This is a genomic window from Raineyella sp. LH-20 (assembly GCF_033110965.1).
GTDB lineage: Bacteria > Actinomycetota > Actinomycetes > Propionibacteriales > Propionibacteriaceae > Raineyella.
Genome location: NZ_CP137003.1, coordinates 1,497,892 through 1,517,306, shown reverse-complemented (window position 1 = coordinate 1,517,306; position 19,415 = coordinate 1,497,892). Strand labels below are relative to the sequence as shown.

At 69.1% G+C, this 19,415-nt stretch carries 19 protein-coding genes; all 19 read left to right on the top strand.

What is annotated here, in order from left to right:
* The first annotated feature begins 3 nt into the window (after positions 1-3).
* The gene (locus R0146_RS06615) at positions 4-960 is read left to right on the top strand and encodes an ABC transporter permease (protein WP_317692071.1); all 957 of its coding nucleotides are present in this window, start codon (positions 4-6) and stop codon (positions 958-960) included.
* On the top strand, positions 957-1,859 hold the full coding sequence (locus tag R0146_RS06610) for an ABC transporter permease (protein ID WP_317692070.1): 903 nt from the start codon (positions 957-959) through the stop codon (positions 1,857-1,859). Before R0146_RS06615 ends, R0146_RS06610 begins: the two co-directional genes overlap by 4 nt.
* A gap of 1 nt (position 1,860) precedes the next feature.
* Positions 1,861-2,730, top strand: coding sequence for an ABC transporter ATP-binding protein (locus R0146_RS06605; RefSeq protein WP_317692069.1), 870 nt, complete (start codon positions 1,861-1,863; stop codon positions 2,728-2,730).
* Positions 2,731-2,744: 14 nt separating this feature from the next.
* A complete protein-coding gene (locus tag R0146_RS06600; protein WP_317692068.1) occupies positions 2,745-3,593 on the top strand; it encodes an ATP-binding cassette domain-containing protein in 849 nt (282 codons plus the stop codon).
* Positions 3,590-3,820, top strand: coding sequence for a hypothetical protein (locus R0146_RS06595; RefSeq protein ID WP_317692067.1), 231 nt, complete (start codon positions 3,590-3,592; stop codon positions 3,818-3,820). Before R0146_RS06600 ends, R0146_RS06595 begins: the two co-directional genes overlap by 4 nt.
* A complete protein-coding gene (locus R0146_RS06590) occupies positions 3,817-5,226 on the top strand; it encodes an amidase (protein ID WP_317692066.1) in 1,410 nt (469 codons plus the stop codon). Before R0146_RS06595 ends, R0146_RS06590 begins: the two co-directional genes overlap by 4 nt.
* 46 nt (positions 5,227-5,272) lie before the next feature.
* Positions 5,273-5,464 carry a hypothetical protein gene (locus tag R0146_RS06585; RefSeq protein ID WP_317692065.1) on the top strand — a complete coding sequence of 64 codons (192 nt, stop codon included), beginning with the start codon at positions 5,273-5,275 and terminating at the stop codon, positions 5,462-5,464.
* Positions 5,465-5,469: 5 nt separating this feature from the next.
* Positions 5,470-6,888 (top strand): amidase, encoded by a 1,419-nt coding sequence (locus R0146_RS06580; protein ID WP_317692344.1) that lies wholly within the window; start codon positions 5,470-5,472, stop codon positions 6,886-6,888.
* A 96-nt stretch (positions 6,889-6,984) separates the two neighbouring features.
* Positions 6,985-7,509, top strand: a complete 525-nt coding sequence (locus tag R0146_RS06575) for an urease accessory protein UreE (RefSeq protein ID WP_317692064.1) — start codon at positions 6,985-6,987, stop codon at positions 7,507-7,509.
* The gene (locus R0146_RS06570; RefSeq protein WP_317692063.1) at positions 7,506-8,189 is read left to right on the top strand and encodes an urease accessory protein UreF; all 684 of its coding nucleotides are present in this window, start codon (positions 7,506-7,508) and stop codon (positions 8,187-8,189) included. Before R0146_RS06575 ends, R0146_RS06570 begins: the two co-directional genes overlap by 4 nt.
* Before the next feature lie 13 nt (positions 8,190-8,202).
* Positions 8,203-8,835 (top strand): urease subunit gamma, encoded by a 633-nt coding sequence (ureA, locus tag R0146_RS06565; RefSeq protein WP_317692062.1) that lies wholly within the window; start codon positions 8,203-8,205, stop codon positions 8,833-8,835.
* A complete protein-coding gene (gene ureC, locus R0146_RS06560; RefSeq protein ID WP_317692061.1) occupies positions 8,832-10,538 on the top strand; it encodes an urease subunit alpha in 1,707 nt (568 codons plus the stop codon). The genes ureA and ureC overlap by 4 nt, the downstream gene beginning before the upstream one ends.
* The gene (ureG, locus tag R0146_RS06555) at positions 10,535-11,161 is read left to right on the top strand and encodes an urease accessory protein UreG (protein ID WP_317692060.1); all 627 of its coding nucleotides are present in this window, start codon (positions 10,535-10,537) and stop codon (positions 11,159-11,161) included. The genes ureC and ureG overlap by 4 nt, the downstream gene beginning before the upstream one ends.
* A gap of 2 nt (positions 11,162-11,163) precedes the next feature.
* On the top strand, positions 11,164-12,012 hold the full coding sequence (locus tag R0146_RS06550; protein ID WP_317692343.1) for an urease accessory protein UreD: 849 nt from the start codon (positions 11,164-11,166) through the stop codon (positions 12,010-12,012).
* Between the two features lie 256 nt (positions 12,013-12,268).
* The gene (locus R0146_RS06545; RefSeq protein WP_317692059.1) at positions 12,269-13,507 is read left to right on the top strand and encodes a TerC family protein; all 1,239 of its coding nucleotides are present in this window, start codon (positions 12,269-12,271) and stop codon (positions 13,505-13,507) included.
* Positions 13,508-13,692: 185 nt separating this feature from the next.
* Positions 13,693-14,904 carry a TerC family protein gene (locus R0146_RS06540; RefSeq protein WP_317692058.1) on the top strand — a complete coding sequence of 404 codons (1,212 nt, stop codon included), beginning with the start codon at positions 13,693-13,695 and terminating at the stop codon, positions 14,902-14,904.
* 215 nt (positions 14,905-15,119) lie between these two features.
* Positions 15,120-16,628, top strand: a complete 1,509-nt coding sequence (locus R0146_RS06535; protein ID WP_317692057.1) for a succinyl-CoA:acetate CoA-transferase ScpC — start codon at positions 15,120-15,122, stop codon at positions 16,626-16,628.
* Between the two features lie 297 nt (positions 16,629-16,925).
* Entirely contained in the window at positions 16,926-18,422 is a 1,497-nt protein-coding gene (locus tag R0146_RS06530; RefSeq protein ID WP_317692056.1) for a gluconokinase, read from the top strand.
* A 143-nt stretch (positions 18,423-18,565) separates the two neighbouring features.
* Positions 18,566-19,342 carry an enoyl-CoA hydratase/isomerase family protein gene (locus R0146_RS06525; protein ID WP_317692055.1) on the top strand — a complete coding sequence of 259 codons (777 nt, stop codon included), beginning with the start codon at positions 18,566-18,568 and terminating at the stop codon, positions 19,340-19,342.
* Positions 19,343-19,415 lie beyond the last annotated feature (73 nt).

Sequence of the window (19,415 nt, the reverse complement as noted above, 5' to 3'; positions counted from 1 at the left end):
CGGATGGTGTTCATCGGCAAGCGGCTGCTCTCCACCCTCCTGGTGCTCTTCGGCGTCAGCCTGGTCGTCTTCCTCCTGATCCAGCTCGTCCCAGGGGACCCGGCCCGCGCCATCCTCGGGATGGGGGCGACGAAAGAGGCGGTCATCGAGGTCCGCCGCCAGCTCGGCCTCGACAGGCCTCTGCCCGTTCAGTTCGTCCAGTACATCGTCAATCTGCTGCACGGCGATCTCGGCCGCTCGCTGACGGTGAACAAGGACGTGTCGGAGGTGATCGTCCCCAGGTTCGGGAACACGATCATCCTCAGCGTCGCTGCGCTGGTGCTGTGCATCGTGGTCGGGGTCCCGCTCGGGATCATCGCCGCCCGATATCAGCACAGCATCTTCGACCGGGTGGCGATGTTCATCTCGCTGGCCGGCGCCAGCGTCCCGGTCTACTGGTTCGGACTCGTCCTCATCGGTGTCTTCGGGGTCACGCTCGACTGGTTCCCGACCTCCGGGATGTACAACAGCCGCTTTCCCGGCGGCACGCCCGACCTGTTGCTGCATCTGGTGATGCCTGCGATCGCGGCGGCGCTGGTGCCGCTCGCCGTGATCGCACGGATGTCCCGGAGCGCCATGGTGGATGTCCTCTCCCAGGACTACATCAGGACGCTGCGCGCATCCGGTCTGCCCGAGCGGTCGCTGCTGTGGAAGCACGGCCTTCGCAACGCCCTTCCGCCGATCGCCACGGTGATCGGTCTGCAGGTCGGCTACCTGCTCGGTGGGGTCATCTTCGTCGAGGTCGTGTTCGGCTGGCCCGGGCTCGGGCAGCAGCTCTACACGTCCATCACCCAGCGCGACATCCCGGTGGTGCAGGCCGGAGTCCTGTTCATCGCCCTGGTCTTCGTGCTGATCAACCTGCTGACCGACGTTGCAGTCACCTTCCTTGACCCGCGTACGAGAAGGAGGGCGGGCGCATGACCGCCGCAGAAATCTCCATCGACACCCCGGTCGTGCTCCGCCGGCACCGGGTGTCCCGGCTCCAGCTCGGGCTCCGCGCGTTCGCGAAGGACCGCCTGGCGGTGATCTCGGCGATCGTCCTGATCGTCGTGGCACTCGCCGCCATCGCGGCCCCGCTGCTCACGCCGTACGCCCCGACGGTGGGCGACTCCACCCAGCGGTTGTCGGGGATCGGCACTCCCGGCCACCCGCTGGGCCTGGACGGACAAGGGCGGGACATCCTGTCCCGGCTCCTCTTCGGGGGACGCCTTTCGCTGACCGTCGCGGTGGTGCCGGTCGCGGTCGTCTTCCCGATCGCCCTGATGATCGGACTACTGGCCGGCTATGCGAAAGGCGTCGGGAGCGAGATCCTGATGCGAGTCCTCGACGTCCTGTTCGCGTTCCCGCTGGTGCTCCTTGCCATCGCGCTCGGGGCCGTCCTCGGTGCCGGGCTGGGCAACATCATGCTGGCCATCGGGATCACCCTGATCCCCTACATGGCCCGCGTCGCCTACACGGCGGCGGTGCAGGAGTCACAGAAGGAGTACATCGAAGCCGCTCGCGCCTACGGCGCCACGACGTCCGAGTTGCTCTTCCGCGAACTCGCCCCGAACGTGGTCACGGCACTCGTGGTGTACGCCACGACGCTGTGCGGCCTGATGATCGTCGTGGCGTCCGGTCTGTCGTTCCTCGGGGTCGGCGTCGTCCCGCCCACACCGGACTGGGGAATCATGACGTCCGACGGAGCAAGCGTCCTTCTCGAGGGGAAGTTCCACGTCGCCACGATCCCCGGCCTGATGATCCTCATCGTCGCACTCGCCTTCAACCTCGTCGGCGATGGCGTACGTGACGCCCTCGACCCCAGGAAGCAGACGAGCTGACATGCCGTTCACACCCCAGTCTCACGAGCCCCTGCTCGAGGTCAAGGACCTCAGCGTCGACTTCCACACCGACACCGGAATCGTCCACGCGGTCAGGAACGTCAACCTGACCGTCGAGCGCGGATCGATCCTCGGCCTCGTCGGCGAGTCGGGGTCGGGCAAGTCCGTCACCTCGCTCACCGTGCTCGGTCTCCTCGGGACGCGTCGGGCCCGGGTCACCAGCGGGCAGATCCTGTTCCGCGGTGAGGACCTGCTGCTGAAGTCCGAAGCCGAACTGCAGCAGATCCGCGGCAACCACATCGGCATGGTGTCGCAGAACGCGCTGAGCGCGCTCGACCCGTCCTTCACGATCGGCGCACAACTCATCGAGGTCTTCCGCCTGCACGGTGTCAACGTGCCGACCGCGAGGGCGATGGCGCTCGACGCCCTCGAGAAGGTCGCCCTCCCTGACCCGGAACGGCGGATGAAGGCCTACCCGCACGAGCTGTCCGGCGGCCAGCGCCAGCGGGTCGTCATCGCGATGGCCCTGGCCGGCCAGCCGGAGCTGCTCTTCGCTGATGAGCCCACGACGGCGCTGGACGCCACCGTCCAGAAGCAGATCCTCGACCTGCTCCTCACGATCAACGACGAGCTCAAGACATCGATTCTCATCGTGACCCACGACTTCGGCGTCGTCGCACACGTGTGCACTCACGTGGCGGTGATGCGACGCGGCCAGATCCTGGAGAACGGACCTGCCCAGGACATCTTGCTGGCTCCGCAGCATCCGTACACCCAAGGCCTGATGAAGGCCGTCCCGCGCCTCTCGCTGAGCGACGACGCGCGGGCGGTGCCCCGTTCCGAGCGTCGGCTGATCGAATTCGCGGGCTGAAAGGAGACCCGACCATGACGCACACAGGCAACCCCGACGCGCTCCTGCGGGTCCGGGAGCTGACCAAGCTGTATCGCGTGACGGGCGAGGGCGGGAAGAAGGTCGACTTCACCGCGGTCGACAGGATCTCGTTCGACGTCCTCAAGGGCGAGACCTATGGATTGATCGGCGAGTCCGGCTCCGGAAAGACCACCACCGGGCGCGCCGTCCTCGGACTGATCTCCGCCTCGTCCGGGACCATCCACCTGGGCGACGACGAGATCACCGGCATGGGCGCCGCCCAGCTGCGTCCGCTGCGCAAGCACATGCAGATCGTCTTCCAGGATTCCGGCTCCGCCTTCAACCCGAGGCGCCGGGTCGGAGCCCAGGTCGGGTACGCCCTGAAGAAGTTCGACCTGTGCCCCGGACATGAGATCGAGGACCGGGTCATCCAGATGCTCGAACGCGTCGGACTGGATGCTGCACACTACGACCGCTATATCCACGAGTTCTCCGGGGGCCAGCGCCAGCGCCTCGGCATCGCACGGGCCCTGATCACGTCTCCCGAGTTCATCGTGCTCGACGAACCGACGGCCGCCCTCGACGTGTCGGTGCAGGCCCAGATCCTCAACCTGCTCAAGGACCTGCAGCAGGAGCGCGGCCTGACGATGCTCCTCATCACGCACAACCTCGCGCTCGTCGAGCACATGTGTGACAACGCGGGCGTGCTGGACCACGGGAAGCTCGTCGAGGCCGGCGCAGTGGACGATTTGCTGCACCATCCTCGGACCGAGATCACCAAGAAACTGGTCGACGCGGTGCTCGAGCCCGAGGCCGTGCTCGAGCCCGAGGCCGTGCTCGAGCCCGAGGCGGTGGCCGGATGACCGCGGCCACGGCCGACACCGGGGCCACGGCCGACACCGGGGCACGCCCGTCGTGGGGCACGGCCGCCCTGACGCTGCGGGGCGTGCCGGACATCATCGTCGGCGGCGCGGCGGCCGATCTCGCCGCCCGGACAGTCGACCTGATGGCGACGCGGCTCGGCGCCGCAGCCCAGGGCTCGGGCCCACAGGGTCCGTTCTTCACCGCCGCGACCGAGGTCGCATCGTGAGCATCTCTCTCGACCCCAGCCTGCTCAGCGTGGCGGAGCTGCACCGTGCCGTGGAGGCCGGCGACCTCGACCCGGTCGAGGTCGTGCTCGCCCACCTCACCCACATCAGGGCCGTCGACGGCTCCATCCAGGCGGTCGTCGACCTGTACGAGGACGACGCGGTCGCGGCCGCGGCCGCGCAGCGTGAGCAGATCGCGAGCGGACACCCCGGTGGTCCGCTGCGCGGCGTGCCGGTGATGGCCAAGGACCTCTACGACATCGAGGGTCGGCCGACGCGCTCGGGGTCTCTGGCATCTCCGGCAGGCCCGGTTCCCGAGTCGTCCGGCGCGATCCACCACCTGGTCGATTCCGGGGCGATACTGCTCGGGAAGACCACGACACACGAATATGCGTACGGCGTCACGACTCCTCCCACGCGCAACCCATGGAACCTGGAGCACGTGCCGGGCGGATCGAGCGGTGGCTCCGGCGCCCTTGTGGCCGCCGGGGGCGTACGGATCGCGCTCGGCACCGACACCGGCGGCTCGATCCGCATCCCGGCCGCCTTGTGCGGAGTCGTGGGGATCAAACCGACCTACGGCCGGGTGAGCAAGCGCGGAGTGTCCGTGTGCAGCTACACCCTCGATCACGCCGGGCCGCTGGCGTCCACCGTCGAGGATGCCGCTGTCGCGCTCAACGCCCTGTCCGGGTACGACCCACGCGACCCGTTCAGCGCCGATGTTCCCGTCGATGACTACCTGGCGGAACTCGGTCGCGGCATCGCCGGGCTGCGGCTCGGCGTCTCGGAAGACTATTTCTGTGACCGGCTGGCGCCCGACGTCGCTGCCGCTTTCGAAGGCGCGCTGCGGACGCTCGAGACGGCAGGCGCGACGATCGTCGGCGTCTCCATCCCTTCCGTCTGGTCGGCCCCGGACGTGGTGACCGCGATCGCGAGCGTGGAAGCGGCGTCCTATCACCGGGAGCGGTTCGAGACCTGCCCGGAGCTTCTTGGGGAGGACGTGGCCGCGGCGATCCGCGAGGGCCTGCTCGTCAGCGGCGTCACGTACGTGGACGCGCACCGCGTCCGCGCGAGGGTCATCAGTGATTTCGAGCGCCTGTTCACGCAGGTCGACGCACTGGTGTCGCCGACCGTCGCGATGACGGCTCCGAGGTTCGGCTCGACGAGGGCACCGCTCGGCAGCACGGAGACCGATGTGCTCTCCGCGCTCAACGCTCTCACCGTGCCGGCGAACGTCACGGGCATGCCGGCACTCACCGTGCCGGCCGGGCTCGGGACGGACGGACTGCCGATCGGCCTGCAGGTCATGACTCCCCGCTGGGGCGAGTCACTCGCACTGCGCATCGGTGCGGCATTCGAACGCCTCACGGCCGAGGGCGGCCCCGCCCGCCCGGTGCTCGGCACGTGAGCACAACAACCGGATTCACAGCCAGACGACCAACGAAGGAGGACTGATGTCCACCAGCCCCATCACCAAGGAGCGGCTCGCCGCCGCTTTCGAGTACGCCGGCATCGCAGTGACGCCGGAACGCCTGGAAGAGAAACTGCCCGAGTACGTCGGGTTCCTCGAGCTGATCCGCGGTGCCAACGTGCCCGGCCTCGGCGAGACGGTCCCCCAGACGGCATTCAAGGCGAGCTGGGAGTGATCACGATGACGAACGAGTTGTTGTCCCTGTCCCTGTCCGAGATCTCCGGCAAGGTGGCCGCCAAGGAGATCAGCCCCGTCGAGTTGGCCCACGCCTCGCTCGATCGTCTCGAAGAGGTCGAGCCGGCGCTCACCGCCTTCGTCACTGTGACGCCCGAGCTGCTGCTGGAACAGGCCAAGGCCGCCGAGGCCGAGATCGCCCGGGGCGACTACCGGGGCCCGCTGCACGGCATCCCGATGGCGGTGAAGGACCTGTACGACACGGCGGGCATCCGTACGACGTCGAGCTCGGCGCAGCGTGCGGACCATGTCCCAGCGACCGACTCGGCGGCGGTCGCGAAGCTCTACGACGCGGGCATGACCCTGATCGGCAAGACCCACACGCACGAATTCGCCTACGGCGCCACCACGCCGACGACCGGCAATCCGTGGGACCCGACCCGCACGCCCGGCGGTTCGTCGGGCGGCTCGGGTGCGGCCGTCGGCGCCGGTGTTGTGCACGTGGCCCTCGGCTCCGACACGGGCGGTTCGATCCGCATCCCCGCGGCGCTGTGCGGGACGGTCGGTCTGAAACCGACGTACGGTCGTGCTTCCCGCGCGGGGGTCGCCTCCTTGTCCTGGTCGCTGGACCATGTGGGCCCGCTGACCCGCAACGTCACCGACGCAGGCATCGTGCTCGCCGCCATGTCCGGGTACGACCGGCGAGACCCCGCGTCCGTCGACCTGCCGGTGCCCGACCTGGTCACCGGGATCGACGCCGGCATCGCGGGCAAGAAGGTCGGGATCCCCACGAACTTCTACACGCACCACATCCAGCCCGAGGTGGTGACCGCGTGGAAGGACACAGCGGCGAAGCTGGAATCCCTGGGTGCGCAGCTGGTGGAGATCGAGATCCCCTTCGCTGAGTACCTCCTATCGGTCGAGTGGGCGATCCTGTGCCCGGAGGCCACCGCGTACCACCGCGACTACACCCGCAACACTCCCCAGCTGTTCACCGACGAGGTGCGCACCCTCAACGAGATGGGTGAGGCGGTGCTGGCGACCGACTACCTCCAGGCGCTGCGGCTGCGCACCCGGATCCAGCAGGGTTTCAAGGAGCTGTACGAGGGACTCGACGTGATCCTGGCGCCGGGCGTGGCCGCCACTGCCGCCAAGCGCGACGACCCGTACATCACGTGGGAGGACGGCGTGGTCGAGAGCGCCACCAGCGTGTACTCACGGATGTCGGCACCGGCGAATGTCACCGGTCTGCCGTCGCTGGTCGTGCCGTCGGCCTTCTCGTCCGAGGGCCTGCCGATCGCGGTGCAGATCATCGGGAAGCCGTTCGCGGAGCGCGAGATCCTCCAGGTCGGGTACGCCCTGGAACAGCACTCCGACGTGGTGGGCCGCATCGCCCCCGTGATCGCGGCCGAGGCCGCGGTGTGACAGCCCGGCGGGGCCGCCATCCGCCGGCTCGCGGATCGCGCGGCCCCGCCGCCTGCCCATCCCGTCACTGTGGTCCCGATGTGAAGTGGAGTTGACATGTCGTCCGATGCCCCTGAGCTCATCGAGCCCGCGCCGACGACGGCCGGCCCGCGCCTGCTGTGCTCGATCCTCGGACATGAGACCGAGGCAGAGATCGCCGCGGCCCTGCATCACCTCCGGCATCACGGCGCAGTGGAGTACCTCCGCCTGACGGCGCCCGATCTGGAGCGGCGCCGGCTCCGGGTCAGGAGCGACGGCGGGACCGAGTACGCCATCGTGCTGCCCCGGGATCAGGCACTCACCGACGGAGCTGTGCTGGCCCTCGACGACCACGGTGCCGTCGTCGTACGCGCCGGCACCCGACGCACGCTGACCTTCCGGGCCACCACCGTGCAGAGTGGGCTGCGCCTGGGCTTCCTGGCCGGGCACCTGCACTGGGCATCGTCCTTCGACGGTGACCAGGTCACGGTGACGGTCGAAGGCGCCGACTCCGACTATCTCGACCGAGTGGCTGACCTCATCGCATCGCGCGAGGTCACCCCGGTCGAGCGGACCTTCGCCGGGCCGGACGTGACCGCATGAAGGCGGCCCAGCTGCGGCTGCTCAGGCTCGCCGACTCTGCGTTTCCTGCCGGCGGGTTCGCGTTCTCCTCCGGGCTGGAAGGCGCACACGCCGACGGCCTGGTGACCTCGGAGGCCGACCTGACGGCCTTCGTCCACGAGCACGTGGCGCTGCGATGGCACCGTCAGGACCGGGTGCTGTTGCGCCGCGCCTGGCCGGCGACCCGGGCAACCGATGATGTCGAGGTTGAAGCGGCCTGGGATGCCGCCGACCGTCTCGCCGAGGCCACCACCGGCCTCGCTCGGCTCCGTGAGGCCTCGCGCCGAGCCGGCCGGGCGCTGCTCGGCACATTCGCCGCGCTCGGCTGTGCCCCCGCGGAACGGCTCCAGGCGAGAGTGACGTCCGGCCTCCTGCACGGCCACCTGCCCGTGGCGCAGGCCGTGTGCTTGCGTGCTTCCGGCGTCGAGCGCGCCGACGCAGAGATGCTGACGGCGTGGCAGGCCGCGTCCGCCATCGTCTCCGCCGGCCTGCGCCTGGGCCTCGTGGGGCACGTGGGCGCACAGCGCGTCCTCACCGCGCTCGAGTGTCCCGTCGCCGACATCCTGGCGACGATCCCGCCGGCCGAACCGGGCGGCTTCTCGGCATTCGCCGAGATCGCTTCATGCCGATCCCACACCACCCCCCGGCTGTTCGCCAGCTGAAGGAGGACCACAGATGAACCTGACACCGACCGAGATCGAACGCGTCCTGCTGTACGCCGCAGCCGAACTCGCCCGCCGCAACCTGCGCGAGGGCGTGCCGCTGAGCCATCCCGAGGCGGTCTCCTACATCGCGGACGAGATACTGCTGGCCGCGCGCAAGGACCTGCCGTTCGAGGAGGTGCGCGACCTCGCCGCGGGCCTGCTCACCGCCGACCAGGTCATGCCGGGCGTGCCGGAGATGATCCGGACAATCACGGTGGACGCGCCGTTCGCCGACGGCACCAAACTCGTCGCCGTGTTCGACCCCATCCCGCCCGGGGAGCACGGGCTGGTCCCCGGCGAGATCATTCCCGCTGCCGAGCCCGTCGTGCTCTTCAACGGTGCACCGACCAGACGACTGGTCGTGGTCAACACCGGTGATCGCGACATCCAGGTGCGCAGCCAGACGCATTTCTTCGATGCCAACCCCGCTCTGGAGTTCGACCGGCGGGCGGCCTGGGGCTACAAGCTTGCGGTGGCCTCGGGAACGGGGGTGCGGTTCGAGCCCGGGATCCCCCTGGAGGTCGAGCTCGTACGCATCGCCGGCCGGGCCTGGGACGGCGTGGACGCGCAGGGATCCGACGAGGAAGGCAAGGAGTCCGCATGACCGCGATCGATCGGGCGGCTTATGTCCGGATGTTCGGCCCGACGACGGGCGATCTGGTGCGGCTGGCCGACTCAGAGCTCTTCATCGAGGTCGAGAACGACCTCACTGTGCCCGGGTACGAGCTCCTGGCAGGAGCCGGCAAGTCGGTCCGCGACGCCGAGGGATATCACCCTGCGGTCAAGCACTCCGACGGTGCGCTGGACTTTGTGATCACGAACGCGCTGATCATCGACCCGGTGCTGGGGATCATCAAGGCCGACATCGGCATCCGCGACGGCAGGATCGTCGGCGTCGGCAAGGCGGGCAACCCCGACGTGATGCCCGGCGTGACTCCGGGTCTGGTGGTCGGGCACACGACCACACCGATCCCCGCCGAGGGCGCGATCGTCACCGCGGGCGCGATCGAGACCCACGCCCACGTGATCTCGCCTGAACAGGTCCAGCACGCCCTGTCGACGGGCACGACCACGCTGATCGGTGGCTCTCCGGGGCCGGCTTTCGAGGTGGGTTCGGGTAGCACGACCGGTCTGGGGCTGTATCTGCAGGCCTCCGACGCCAGCCCGATCAACATCGTGGCGTTCGGGCGCGGCTCATCGGACCCGGCCGCAGTGATCGAGTCGGTTGCTGCGGGGGCCGGCGCGGTCAAGATTCACGAGGACTTCGGTGCCTCTCCGGCCGTCATCGACGCAACGCTGCGCGCCGCGGACGAGCACGACTTCGCCGTGCATCTGCACACCGACTCGATCAACGAGTTCGGATTCTCCGAGCGCACGCTCGCGACCATCGGCGACCGGACCATCCACATGTACCACGTCGAGGGAGCCGGCGGTGGCCACGCCCCGGACATCCTCCGGTGCGTCAGTCTGCCCAACGTCATCCCCGGCTCGACGAACCCCACCAACCCGGCCACCACCGGCGGGCTCGAGGAGGGGGTGCCGATGACGATGCTCGCCCACCTGATGAACCCCGAGGTCCCGGAGGACGTGCTGTTCGCCGAAGGTCGCATCCGCCCTCAGACCATGCTGGCCGAGGACTACCTGCACGACCTCGGCGCGATCTCGATCTTCGGGTCCGACACCCAGGGGATGGGTCGCCTGGCGGAGAACATCGCGAACTGCTGGCAGCTCGCAGCCGTGATGAAACGCCGTGTCGGCCGGCTCCCCGAGGAGACCACCCGGTGCGCCGACAACGAACGGGTCAAGCGCTACCTCGCCAAGCTCACGATCAACCCGGCGATCTCCATCGGTGCCGGCGCGCACCTCGGTTCGATCGAGACCGGCAAGATCGCCGACCTGGTCATCTGGCCCACGGCAAGCTTCGGCGTCAAACCTCGGCTCGTCATCAAACGGGGGTACGTCGCGTGGGCGGCGATGGGCGATGCGGCAGGCAGCATCCCGACATCCGAACCAGTGCTGCAGCGACCGAGCTGGGGTGCGCTCGGGCAGGCCGCATCCCGCCTGGGGCTCGTGTTCATGTCGGAACTGGCGATCGCCGCCGGTGTGCCCGAACGCCTCGGACTGGCAAAGGACGTGCTCCAGATCTCCTCGACCCGGGCGCTCCGCAAGGAGCACATGGTGCGCAACACGGCCACACCCGAGGTCGAGGTCGATCCACGTACGTTCGCCGTCACGATCAATGGGACCCTGCTCCGGGCGGAGCCCGCCGAGGACCTGCCGTTCTCCCGGAGGTATCTGCTGCGATGACCGCGCCCACGACATCGACGCCAGCTGCCCGGATCGGCATCGGCGGGCCCGTCGGCTCGGGAAAGACCGCCCTCGTCGAGCGACTCGCCGAGGGCTTCCAGGCACGCGGTCGCGGCCTCGTCGTCATCACCAACGATCTGCTCACCACGGAGGACGCCGATCGCATCAAGCGCTCCGGGGTGATCGATCCCGAGCGCGTCGTCGGAGTCGAGGCAGGTGGCTGCCCGCACACTGTGATCCGCGAGGACCCTTCCCTCAACCTCGCTGCGACCACCGACCTCGAGGCACGTTTCCCCGGGACCGACCTCGTGCTGCTCGAGAGCGGCGGAGACAACCTCGCCTCGACGTTCTCGCGCGATCTGGTCGACTACTGGCTGTTCGTCATCGACGTCGCCGGTGGAGACGACATCCCACGCAAGCGTGGCCCCGGCGTCGTGCGTTGCGATCTACTCGTCGTCAACAAGGTCGACCTCGCCCCGTACGTCGGTGCCGATATCGACCGGATGGTGCGAGAAGCCCACCAGGTGCGCGACGGGCGACCGGTGCTCTGCACGAATGCCCGTACGGGCGGCGGAGTTGATGCCCTCATCAGCCACCTGGAGCGCGAGGTGCTGTTCGTGTGAGCATGCCCACCCGGCCGACCACCGGGGTCCTCGACCTGGCGTGGACCTCGGTGCACGGCCGCGTCACCTACCGGCGCCACCGCTACCGCTGGCCGTACGTCGTGCACAGACTGTTCCGGCCGTCGGCGGCCGATCCCTCGCAGGCAGTCGTCATGGTGCAGGGCGCGGGCGCCGGGCTGCAGCCCGGAGACGAGCTGCGAGCCCGCCTCGAGGCGACAGACGGTGTGCGCGTCGACGTCCGCGGTCAGGGCGCCACGTACGTCTCAGGGGCCCCCGGGGGATCGGCCGCTCACGAGTCCTTCCTGGTGCGAGCCGCGGCAGCATCATCGGTCATCGTCGACCTCGGTCCGCGGATCCTCACCCCCCATGCGTGGCTCACCCAGGACTGCGACATCGTCGTCGAGCACGGCGGGGCCGTGGCGCTGGTCGAGTCGTTCGTGCTGCACCCCGACGCCCTGCACACGCCCGACATCCGGTTCCTGTCGTGCACGCAGGTGCGGGTCGCCGACGCGGCCGCCCCACTCGCCATCGAACGGCAGTCCTTCGACGACATCGCGCTGCTGCCGGTCGGATTCCGAGCATTCGCCTCCGTCGTCGTTGCCGCCCCCGGCCACATGTCGTGCCCCAGCTGCCTCGCCCGGCTGACCGTGGCCGGCGACTCGACCGGTGCGTACGCAGCCGCATCCGAGCTGCCTGCGGGAGCGGGACTCACTCTCCGGCTCGCCGCCACCGACGGACTGGCGCTCCGCCGAGCGCTGGCAGCGCTCCACGCCACGATCGTCGACGTCGTCCACCACGCAAGCTCCGCTCCCGTTTCCGAGATCACTGCGCTGCCGGACGTCGCACGGTGACGATGCCCGGGTCGCCCGCCGGCATGGGGGCCGGACCGGGTCACCGGAACCGGGTCTTCCCGGGAACGGGCATTTCGCTCCCCTGGGCCACCCCTGCTACTTTCGAAGTAATCGTGGGGGAGTATCCCGACACATCAGACGTCAGCACGTCCGGCCCCGGGCCGGACCGGATGGTGTGGTCGGCGGCGGGCATCCAGCCCTCGGCCGGCGGAGAGACTCGCGAGACCGGCATCCGCCGTCTCCGAAAGGACCCCTCATGGAGGTCTCCGCCCTCGTCTGGACGCTCACCGTCGCCCTCATCGTCGCCATGTTGGTGTTCGACTTCTTCTTCCACGCCCGTACGCCCCACGTGCCGAACATCCAGGAGTCCGCGCTCTGGTCGGCGGCGTACGTCGGGATCGCGCTGGCGTTCGGCCTGTTCGTCTGGGCCACCGCCGGCGGCGACTTCGCCGGGCAGTATTACGCCGGCTACCTCACCGAGAAGGCGCTGAGCGTCGACAACCTCTTCGTCTTCCTCATCATCATGGCCTCGTTCGCCGTGCCACGGCAGTACCAGGAGGAGGTGCTGCTCTTCGGCATCGCCTTCTCCCTGGTCGCCCGGACCGGCCTGATCCTCGTCGGCGCCGGCCTGATCAACGCCTTCGCCTGGGTCTTCTACATCTTCGGGGCCATCCTGTTGGTCACCGCCGGCAGCACGCTCAAGGGCGCCATCTCCCCCGACGAGGACGAGGGCGAGAGCACCGTCACCCGGCTGGTCCGCCGGGTCTTCCACACCTCCGACACGTACGACGGCAACAGGTTGTTCACCCGGATCGACGGTGTGCGGGTGATGACCCCGATGCTGCTGGTGATGATCGCGATCGGCGGCACCGACCTGCTGTTCGCCCTCGACTCCATCCCGGCGATCTTCGGGCTGACCCAGGAGACCTACCTCGTCTTCACCGCGGTCGCGTTCTCCCTGCTCGGCCTCAAGCAGCTCTACTTCCTGATCGACGGTCTGCTCGACCGACTGATCTACCTGTCGTACGGCCTGTCGGCGATCCTCGCCTTCATCGCGGTCAAGCTCGGCCTGCACGCCCTGCATGAGAACAACCTCCCGTTCGTCAACAACGGCGAGCCGGTGCAGGTGGTCGAGATCTCCACCCAGCTGTCTCTCGGCGTGATCGTCGGGGTGCTGGGCGCGACCGTCGCGGCCTCACTGCTCAGTCGGCGCGGCCGGGCGGTGGCGGCGATCGCGGCCACCGAGTCGCTGTCCGAGCGCTACCTGGCCCTCGAGGAGGACGCGGACGAGGCCCACCGGCTGGCGATCCGCCACCGCCTCGCCCAGCAGCTGGAGCGGATGCCTGCCATCCCCGACGACCTCAAGCAGGAACTGATCGCCGACAAGCGCCACTTCCTCGACCTGCTCGAACGGGTGCACGGCACCGGGCTGGACACCAGCGGCGCCCTGCCCCCGCGACACCGTTCCCGACCCGACACGGACCACCCCGGATAGCCCCTCCGACCGCCCTTCCGTGACCGGGGGCCCACCGCGGATGCGCCGTCGCCCGCCGACCCGATTGGTAGACTCCAAGGGTTCCGCAGCGCGAGGGCCCAGCGGCACCCGAGTCGCGGGACCGGCGGTCGACGGCCACCGCCGGGGCGTTCCCGGACCGCCCACCTTCCCCTGAAAGGACCCGCATGGAGGTTTCCGGCCTCACCTGGACGCTCACCACCCTTTTCGTGGTGGGGATGCTGCTGTTCGACTTCCTCTTCCACGCCCGCAGACCACACACCCCCGGCATCAGGGAATCCGCCCTGTGGTCCGCGCTGTACGTGGCGATCGCTCTGTCGTTCGGCCTGTTCGTCCTCGCCACCTGGGGCGGCCACGCCGCCACCCAGTTCTACGCCGGCTACATCACCGAGCTGTCGCTGAGTGTCGACAACCTCTTCGTCTTCCTCATCATCATGGCCTCGTTCAAGGTGCCCCGGCAGTCCCAGCAGGAGGTGCTGCTCTTCGGCATCGTCGTCTCGCTGATCTTCCGGTCGGCACTGATCTTCGTCGGTGCCGGCCTGATCAACGCCTTCGCCTGGGTCTTCTACATCTTCGGCGTGATCCTGCTGGTGACGGCCGGTTCGACCCTCAAGGAGGCCCTCTCCGACGAGGAGGAGGAGAGCGAGAACTTCTTCGTCCGGCTGGTCCGGCGGGTCTTCCACACCTCCGACACGTACGACGGCAACAAGCTGTTCACCGTCGTCGACGGCCGCCGAGCACTCACCCCGATGCTGCTGGTGATGGTCGCGATCGGCGGCACCGACGTGCTCTTCGCCCTCGACTCGATCCCGGCGATCTTCGGGCTGACCCAGGAGGTGTTCCTGGTCTTCACCGCCGTGGTGTTCTCGCTGATGGGGCTCAAGCAGCTCTACTTCCTGATCGACGGGCTGCTCGACCGACTGATCTACCTGTCGTACGGCCTGGCGGGGATCCTCGGGTTCATCGCGGTCAAGCTGATCCTGCACGCCCTGCACGAGAACAATCTCCCGTTCATCAACGACGGCGAGCCCGTCCGCGTCGTCGAGATCACCACCCAGATGTCGCTGGTCGTCATCGTCGGTGTCCTGGCGGTCACGATCGCCAGCTCACTGCTCAGCCCCCGCGGCCGGGCCATGGCGATCATCCGGGCCACCGAGGACCTGGCCGAACGCTACCTGGCACTGCCCGCCGAGGCGCCCGTCGAGGAGCGTACGAAGATCAACAACCAGCTGGCCGGCAAGCTCGGCAAGATGCCGCAGATCCCCGATCACCTCAAGTCCGAGCTGATCGAGAACGAGCAGCACTACCGCGATCTGGTCCGCCGCGCGCACGGCGAGCACGAGCAGTACATGGCCCAGGAGGCCCGCCGGTCCCGCTGACCCACACCCTTGGTTCCGCTCCGCGGCACGACGCCGATCCGGGTGAGAGCCGGATCACCGAAAGGCGACCATCCGTTACGTGCGATGCACGCCAGATCGAGGGGTCGTGTGGCGTACGACACACTCGCATCGGTTGGCCCGACCCCAGGGGTCGGGCAGGATACCTTCCCAGTAAGTTTGGACTGCAAAGCCGCACCTGACTTGGAGGACATTTCATGGGCAATCGGATCCACAACGCTGCGTACCAGAGCAAGGTGATGAGCGCTGAGGACGCCGCCGCGCTGGTCAATGACGGAGACATGATCGGTGTCTCCGGCTTCACCGGCTCCGGATACCCGAAGGCGGTGCCGATCGCCCTGGCCACACGCGCCAAGGCGCTGCACGCAGCGGGCAAGCCGTTCCGCGTCAGCCTCGGCACCGGCGCCTCGACCGCGCCCGAGCTGGACGGCGAGCTGGCAGAGGCCAACGCGGTCGACTTCCGGACGCCGTACCAGTCCGATCCGGAGACCCGCAAGAAGATCAACACCGGCGACATCAACTACTCCGATGTCCACCTGTCGCACATCGCGCCGCAGTTCCGCAACGGATTCCACGGCAACATGGACCTGGCGATCATCGAGCTCAGCGCCATCAAGGCCGACGGCTCGCTCGTGCCGTCCTCCTCCGTCGGCAACAACCAGGCCTGGCTCGACCTGGCCGACAAGGTCATCCTCGAGGTCAACTCCTGGCAGTCCGAGGACCTCGAGGGCATGCACGACATCCTGGGCAACATCCACAAGGTGCCGCTCGACTTCGCCCTGCCGATCTACCACTCCGGTGACCGCGCCGGCTCGAAGTACCTGAGCGTCGACCCGGCCAAGGTCGTCGCCGTCGTCGAGAACGACAGCCCGGACCGCAACTCGCCGTTCAAGCCGCTGGACGACATCTCCAAGTCGATCGCCGGGCACCTGCTCGACTTCCTCGACCTCGAGGCGAAGGCGGGCCGGCTGCCCGACCCGATGCCGGCGATGCAGTCCGGTGTCGGCAACGTCGCCAACGCGGTGCTCGCCGGACTGCTGCACGGCCAGTTCGAGAACCTCACCTCCTACACCGAGGTGATCCAGGACGGCATGGTCGACCTGATCGACGCCGGCAAGCTCGAGGTGGCCTCCGCCACCGCGTTCTCGCTGTCGCCGGAGTACGCGACCAAGATGAACGACAACGCGAAGTTCTACCGCGAGAAGATCATCCTGCGTAACCAGGAGGTCTCGAACAACCCCGAGGTCATCCGTCGTCTCGGCGTGATCGCGATGAACGGCATGATCGAGGCCGACCTCTACGGCAACGTGAACTCCACCCACATCATGGGCTCGCGGATGCAGAACGGCATCGGTGGCTCCGGCGACTTCGCCCGCAACGCTGCACTGACCGTCTTCGTCAGCCCGTCGACCGCCAAGGGCGGCGCGATCTCGGCGATCGTCCCGATGGTGTCGCACGTCGACCACACCGAGCACGACACCGACCTGGTGATCACCGAGTACGGCGTCGCGGACCTGCGGGGCAAGTCGCCGCGTCAGCGCGTTCCCGAGATGATCAAGGTGGCGCATCCCGACTACCGCGCGATGCTGAAGGACTACTACGCCGTCGCCGTCAAGGTCGCCAACGGCCAGCACACCCCGCACGACCTGTCCCAGGCGCTGTCCTGGCACCAGCGGATGCTGTCCACCGGCACCATGAAGGCCTGATCGCCGACACCACCTGGTGACGGCCGCCAAGCCACGTACGACCGCCTGGGGCGGGATCCGAGTCCGGGTCCCGCCCCAGGCGACGTCCAGGCCGGCGTACCGACGGCTTTGTCCGGTCGATCGGCACCGGGCTGATCACCTGCCTGGCAACGGACTACGCTGTCGGAGGACATCGGGCCATGGACGACACGACCACCCCGAGGGCAACAGGCGCCTGACGGCGAGCCGAGTCCCCGAGCACACATGACCCACGGCCCGCGCCGGGTGACGCGAGCCCGTACGACCCCCGGAGGCAGGATGGCCAGGAGCATCTTCCAGATCGAACTCGCCAAGGCCACCGACCCGCTCGTCCTGGCGATCGACATCGGCAGCACCGCGAGCCGGGGCTCGCTCTACGACGCCCACGGCCGCCCGGCCGGCCAGCGGGTCAAGGTGGCCCACACCTTCACCGCCCGCGCCGACGGGACCTCCACCATCGACCCGGACCGGGTGCTGGCCGAGGTGATCGAGATCATCGACGGCCTGGCCACCAAGGACCTGAAGGGCCGCCTCAAGGGCGTCGCCCTCGACACCTTCGCCTCCTCGCTGATCGGCATCGACCGGCAGGGGATGGCGCTGACCCCCTGCTACACGTACGCCGACGCCCGCTCCGGCCAGCAGGTCGACGAACTGCGCAAACTCGTCGACGAGGACGCCATCCACGAGCGGACCGGCGTCCGCCTGCACGCCTCCTATCTGCCGGCGCGGCTGCGCTGGCTGTCGTCGACCGATCCGCGGACCTTCGACAAGGTCGACCGGTGGATCAGCCTCGGCGAATACCTCCACCTGCACCTCCTCGGCCGGACGGCCGTCGGCACCTCCGCCGCCTCGTGGAGCGGCCTGCTCGACCGGCGCACCGGCCAGTGGGATCCCGAGATGCTCGACCTGTGCGGGATCGGCGCCGCCCAACTGTCGGCCGTCCGCGACCCCGACCAGCCACTGGAGGCGGCGGACAACCGCCTGGACGCCCGCTGGCCGGCACTGCGCGGCGCCCGGTGGTTCCCGACGATCGCCGACGGGCTGGGCGCCAGCGTGGGCGCCGGGGCGACCGACAACCGTACGATCGGCGCCTCCGCCGCCACCTCGGGGGCGCTGCGGGTGATGGTGTCCGGCCCGCTGGAGCAGGTGCCGACCGGGCTGTGGTGCTACCGGGTGGATCGCCGCCGCTCGCTGCTCGGCGGCGCCGTCAACGACGTCGGCCGGGCCCTCAGCTGGGCCGCGAACACCCTCGCCCTGCCGCCCGAACCGGCGCTCGGTCGGGCGCTGCTGGCCGAGCCGTCCGAGCAGACCCCGCTGGTGCTGCCGTTCTTCAGCGGCGAGCGGTCCACCGGCTGGGCCTCCCACGCCACCGCCCTGATGACCGGAGTGCACGCCACCACTGATCCGGTCGCGCTCTACCGCGGGGTGGTCGAGGGGGTCGGGCTGTCCTACCGCCGGATCGCCGTCCAGCTCGTCGCGCACGCCCCCGGGGCGGTGCGGATCCTCGCCCAGGGCCGGGTCACCCAGGACCGCCCCGAACTGCTGCAGATCCTTGCCGACGTGATGGGCCGCCCGGTCGCGCCGGTGACGATCAAACGCGCGACGCTGCACGGATCGGCGCTGCTGGCACTCGAGATGCTGGCGCCGGGCGTGGAGCGTACGCCCCCCGACCTGGGCCCGATCGCCGAACCGCACCCGCGCCGGACCGCCTACTACTCCGAGCGGCTGGCGCAGTTCTCCGAGCTGTACGACAAGGTGATCGCCGAGCGCTGGTGACGGTGCCGAGGCGTTCCCGCGGGAACGTCCGAGGAGCGTCCGAACCGTCGCGAGGTGACCGGAGACACGTCCGGCGTGCCGTCGTCCGGTGCATCGGGACCTGTCCGGCTGCCGACGCCCCTCGGCGGGGGAACAATGCGCCTGTGAGCGAGACCGGCAGACTGACCCTGGAGACCCGCGGCGCGACCGCCCTGATCACCATCGACCACCCACGCAAGCGCAACGCGATGACCACTCCGATGTGGTCGGCCTGGCCGGCGCTGATGGAGCGGGTGGTGGCGGACGACGACGTACGGGTCGTGGTCATCACCGGTGCCTCCGGGCACTTCTGCGCCGGCGCCGACATCAGCGAACTCGACACCATCCTCGACAACGACCGGCCGACCAACGCCCACGAGGCGATCGCCCGCTGTCCCAAGCCGACCATCGCGGCGATCAACGGTTCGTGCGTCGGCGGCGGAGTGCTGATGGCCGGCGCCTGCGACATCCGGATCGCCGGCCTGTCGGCCCGCTTCGGGGTGCCGCCGGCCAACCTCGGCCTGGTCTACCCGCCGATCCCGCTGGAGCGCCTGGTCCGGCTGATCGGCCCGGCCGCCACGAAGTACCTGATCTTCACCGCAGGCCTGATCGGCGGCGAACGAGCCCGCCACATCGGGTTCGTCGACGAACTGCTGCCCGACGACGTCGTGCTGCACCGCGCCCTGGCGCTGGCCGACGACATCGCCAAGCGCTCGCAGCTGTCGATCCAGGCGACCAAGGACCTGGTGGACCGGATGGTCGACCGTACGCTCACCGCGCAGCGGGTCGACGCCTGGATGGAGCAGGTGGCGAACAGTCCCGACCTCGCCGACGGGACGGCGGCCTTCCTGGAGCGGCGGCCCGCACGGTTCAGCTGGAACGGCGCCGGCCTGCCGGACTGAGGGCACCGGCCTGCCCGACCGAGGGCACCGGCCTGCCGGACCGAGGGGGTCGCGACGGTCGTTCCGTCCAACC

What these genes read in the sequence shown, in the direction of transcription:
- R0146_RS06615 (WP_317692071.1), top strand. Translation starts at nt 4, where the DNA reads ATGGTGTTCATCGGCAAGCGGCTGCTCTCCACCCTCCTGGTGCTCTTC.
- R0146_RS06610 (WP_317692070.1), top strand. Translation starts at nt 957, where the DNA reads ATGACCGCCGCAGAAATCTCCATCGACACCCCGGTCGTGCTCCGCCGG.
- R0146_RS06605 (WP_317692069.1), top strand. Translation starts at nt 1,861, where the DNA reads ATGCCGTTCACACCCCAGTCTCACGAGCCCCTGCTCGAGGTCAAGGAC.
- R0146_RS06600 (WP_317692068.1), top strand. Translation starts at nt 2,745, where the DNA reads ATGACGCACACAGGCAACCCCGACGCGCTCCTGCGGGTCCGGGAGCTG.
- R0146_RS06595 (WP_317692067.1), top strand. Translation starts at nt 3,590, where the DNA reads ATGACCGCGGCCACGGCCGACACCGGGGCCACGGCCGACACCGGGGCA.
- R0146_RS06585 (WP_317692065.1), top strand. Translation starts at nt 5,273, where the DNA reads ATGTCCACCAGCCCCATCACCAAGGAGCGGCTCGCCGCCGCTTTCGAG.
- R0146_RS06580 (WP_317692344.1), top strand. Translation starts at nt 5,470, where the DNA reads ATGACGAACGAGTTGTTGTCCCTGTCCCTGTCCGAGATCTCCGGCAAG.
- R0146_RS06575 (WP_317692064.1), top strand. Translation starts at nt 6,985, where the DNA reads ATGTCGTCCGATGCCCCTGAGCTCATCGAGCCCGCGCCGACGACGGCC.
- R0146_RS06570 (WP_317692063.1), top strand. Translation starts at nt 7,506, where the DNA reads ATGAAGGCGGCCCAGCTGCGGCTGCTCAGGCTCGCCGACTCTGCGTTT.
- ureA (WP_317692062.1), top strand. Translation starts at nt 8,203, where the DNA reads ATGAACCTGACACCGACCGAGATCGAACGCGTCCTGCTGTACGCCGCA.
- ureC (WP_317692061.1), top strand. Translation starts at nt 8,832, where the DNA reads ATGACCGCGATCGATCGGGCGGCTTATGTCCGGATGTTCGGCCCGACG.
- ureG (WP_317692060.1), top strand. Translation starts at nt 10,535, where the DNA reads ATGACCGCGCCCACGACATCGACGCCAGCTGCCCGGATCGGCATCGGC.
- R0146_RS06550 (WP_317692343.1), top strand. Translation starts at nt 11,164, where the DNA reads ATGCCCACCCGGCCGACCACCGGGGTCCTCGACCTGGCGTGGACCTCG.
- R0146_RS06545 (WP_317692059.1), top strand. Translation starts at nt 12,269, where the DNA reads ATGGAGGTCTCCGCCCTCGTCTGGACGCTCACCGTCGCCCTCATCGTC.
- R0146_RS06540 (WP_317692058.1), top strand. Translation starts at nt 13,693, where the DNA reads ATGGAGGTTTCCGGCCTCACCTGGACGCTCACCACCCTTTTCGTGGTG.
- R0146_RS06535 (WP_317692057.1), top strand. Translation starts at nt 15,120, where the DNA reads ATGGGCAATCGGATCCACAACGCTGCGTACCAGAGCAAGGTGATGAGC.
- R0146_RS06530 (WP_317692056.1), top strand. Translation starts at nt 16,926, where the DNA reads ATGGCCAGGAGCATCTTCCAGATCGAACTCGCCAAGGCCACCGACCCG.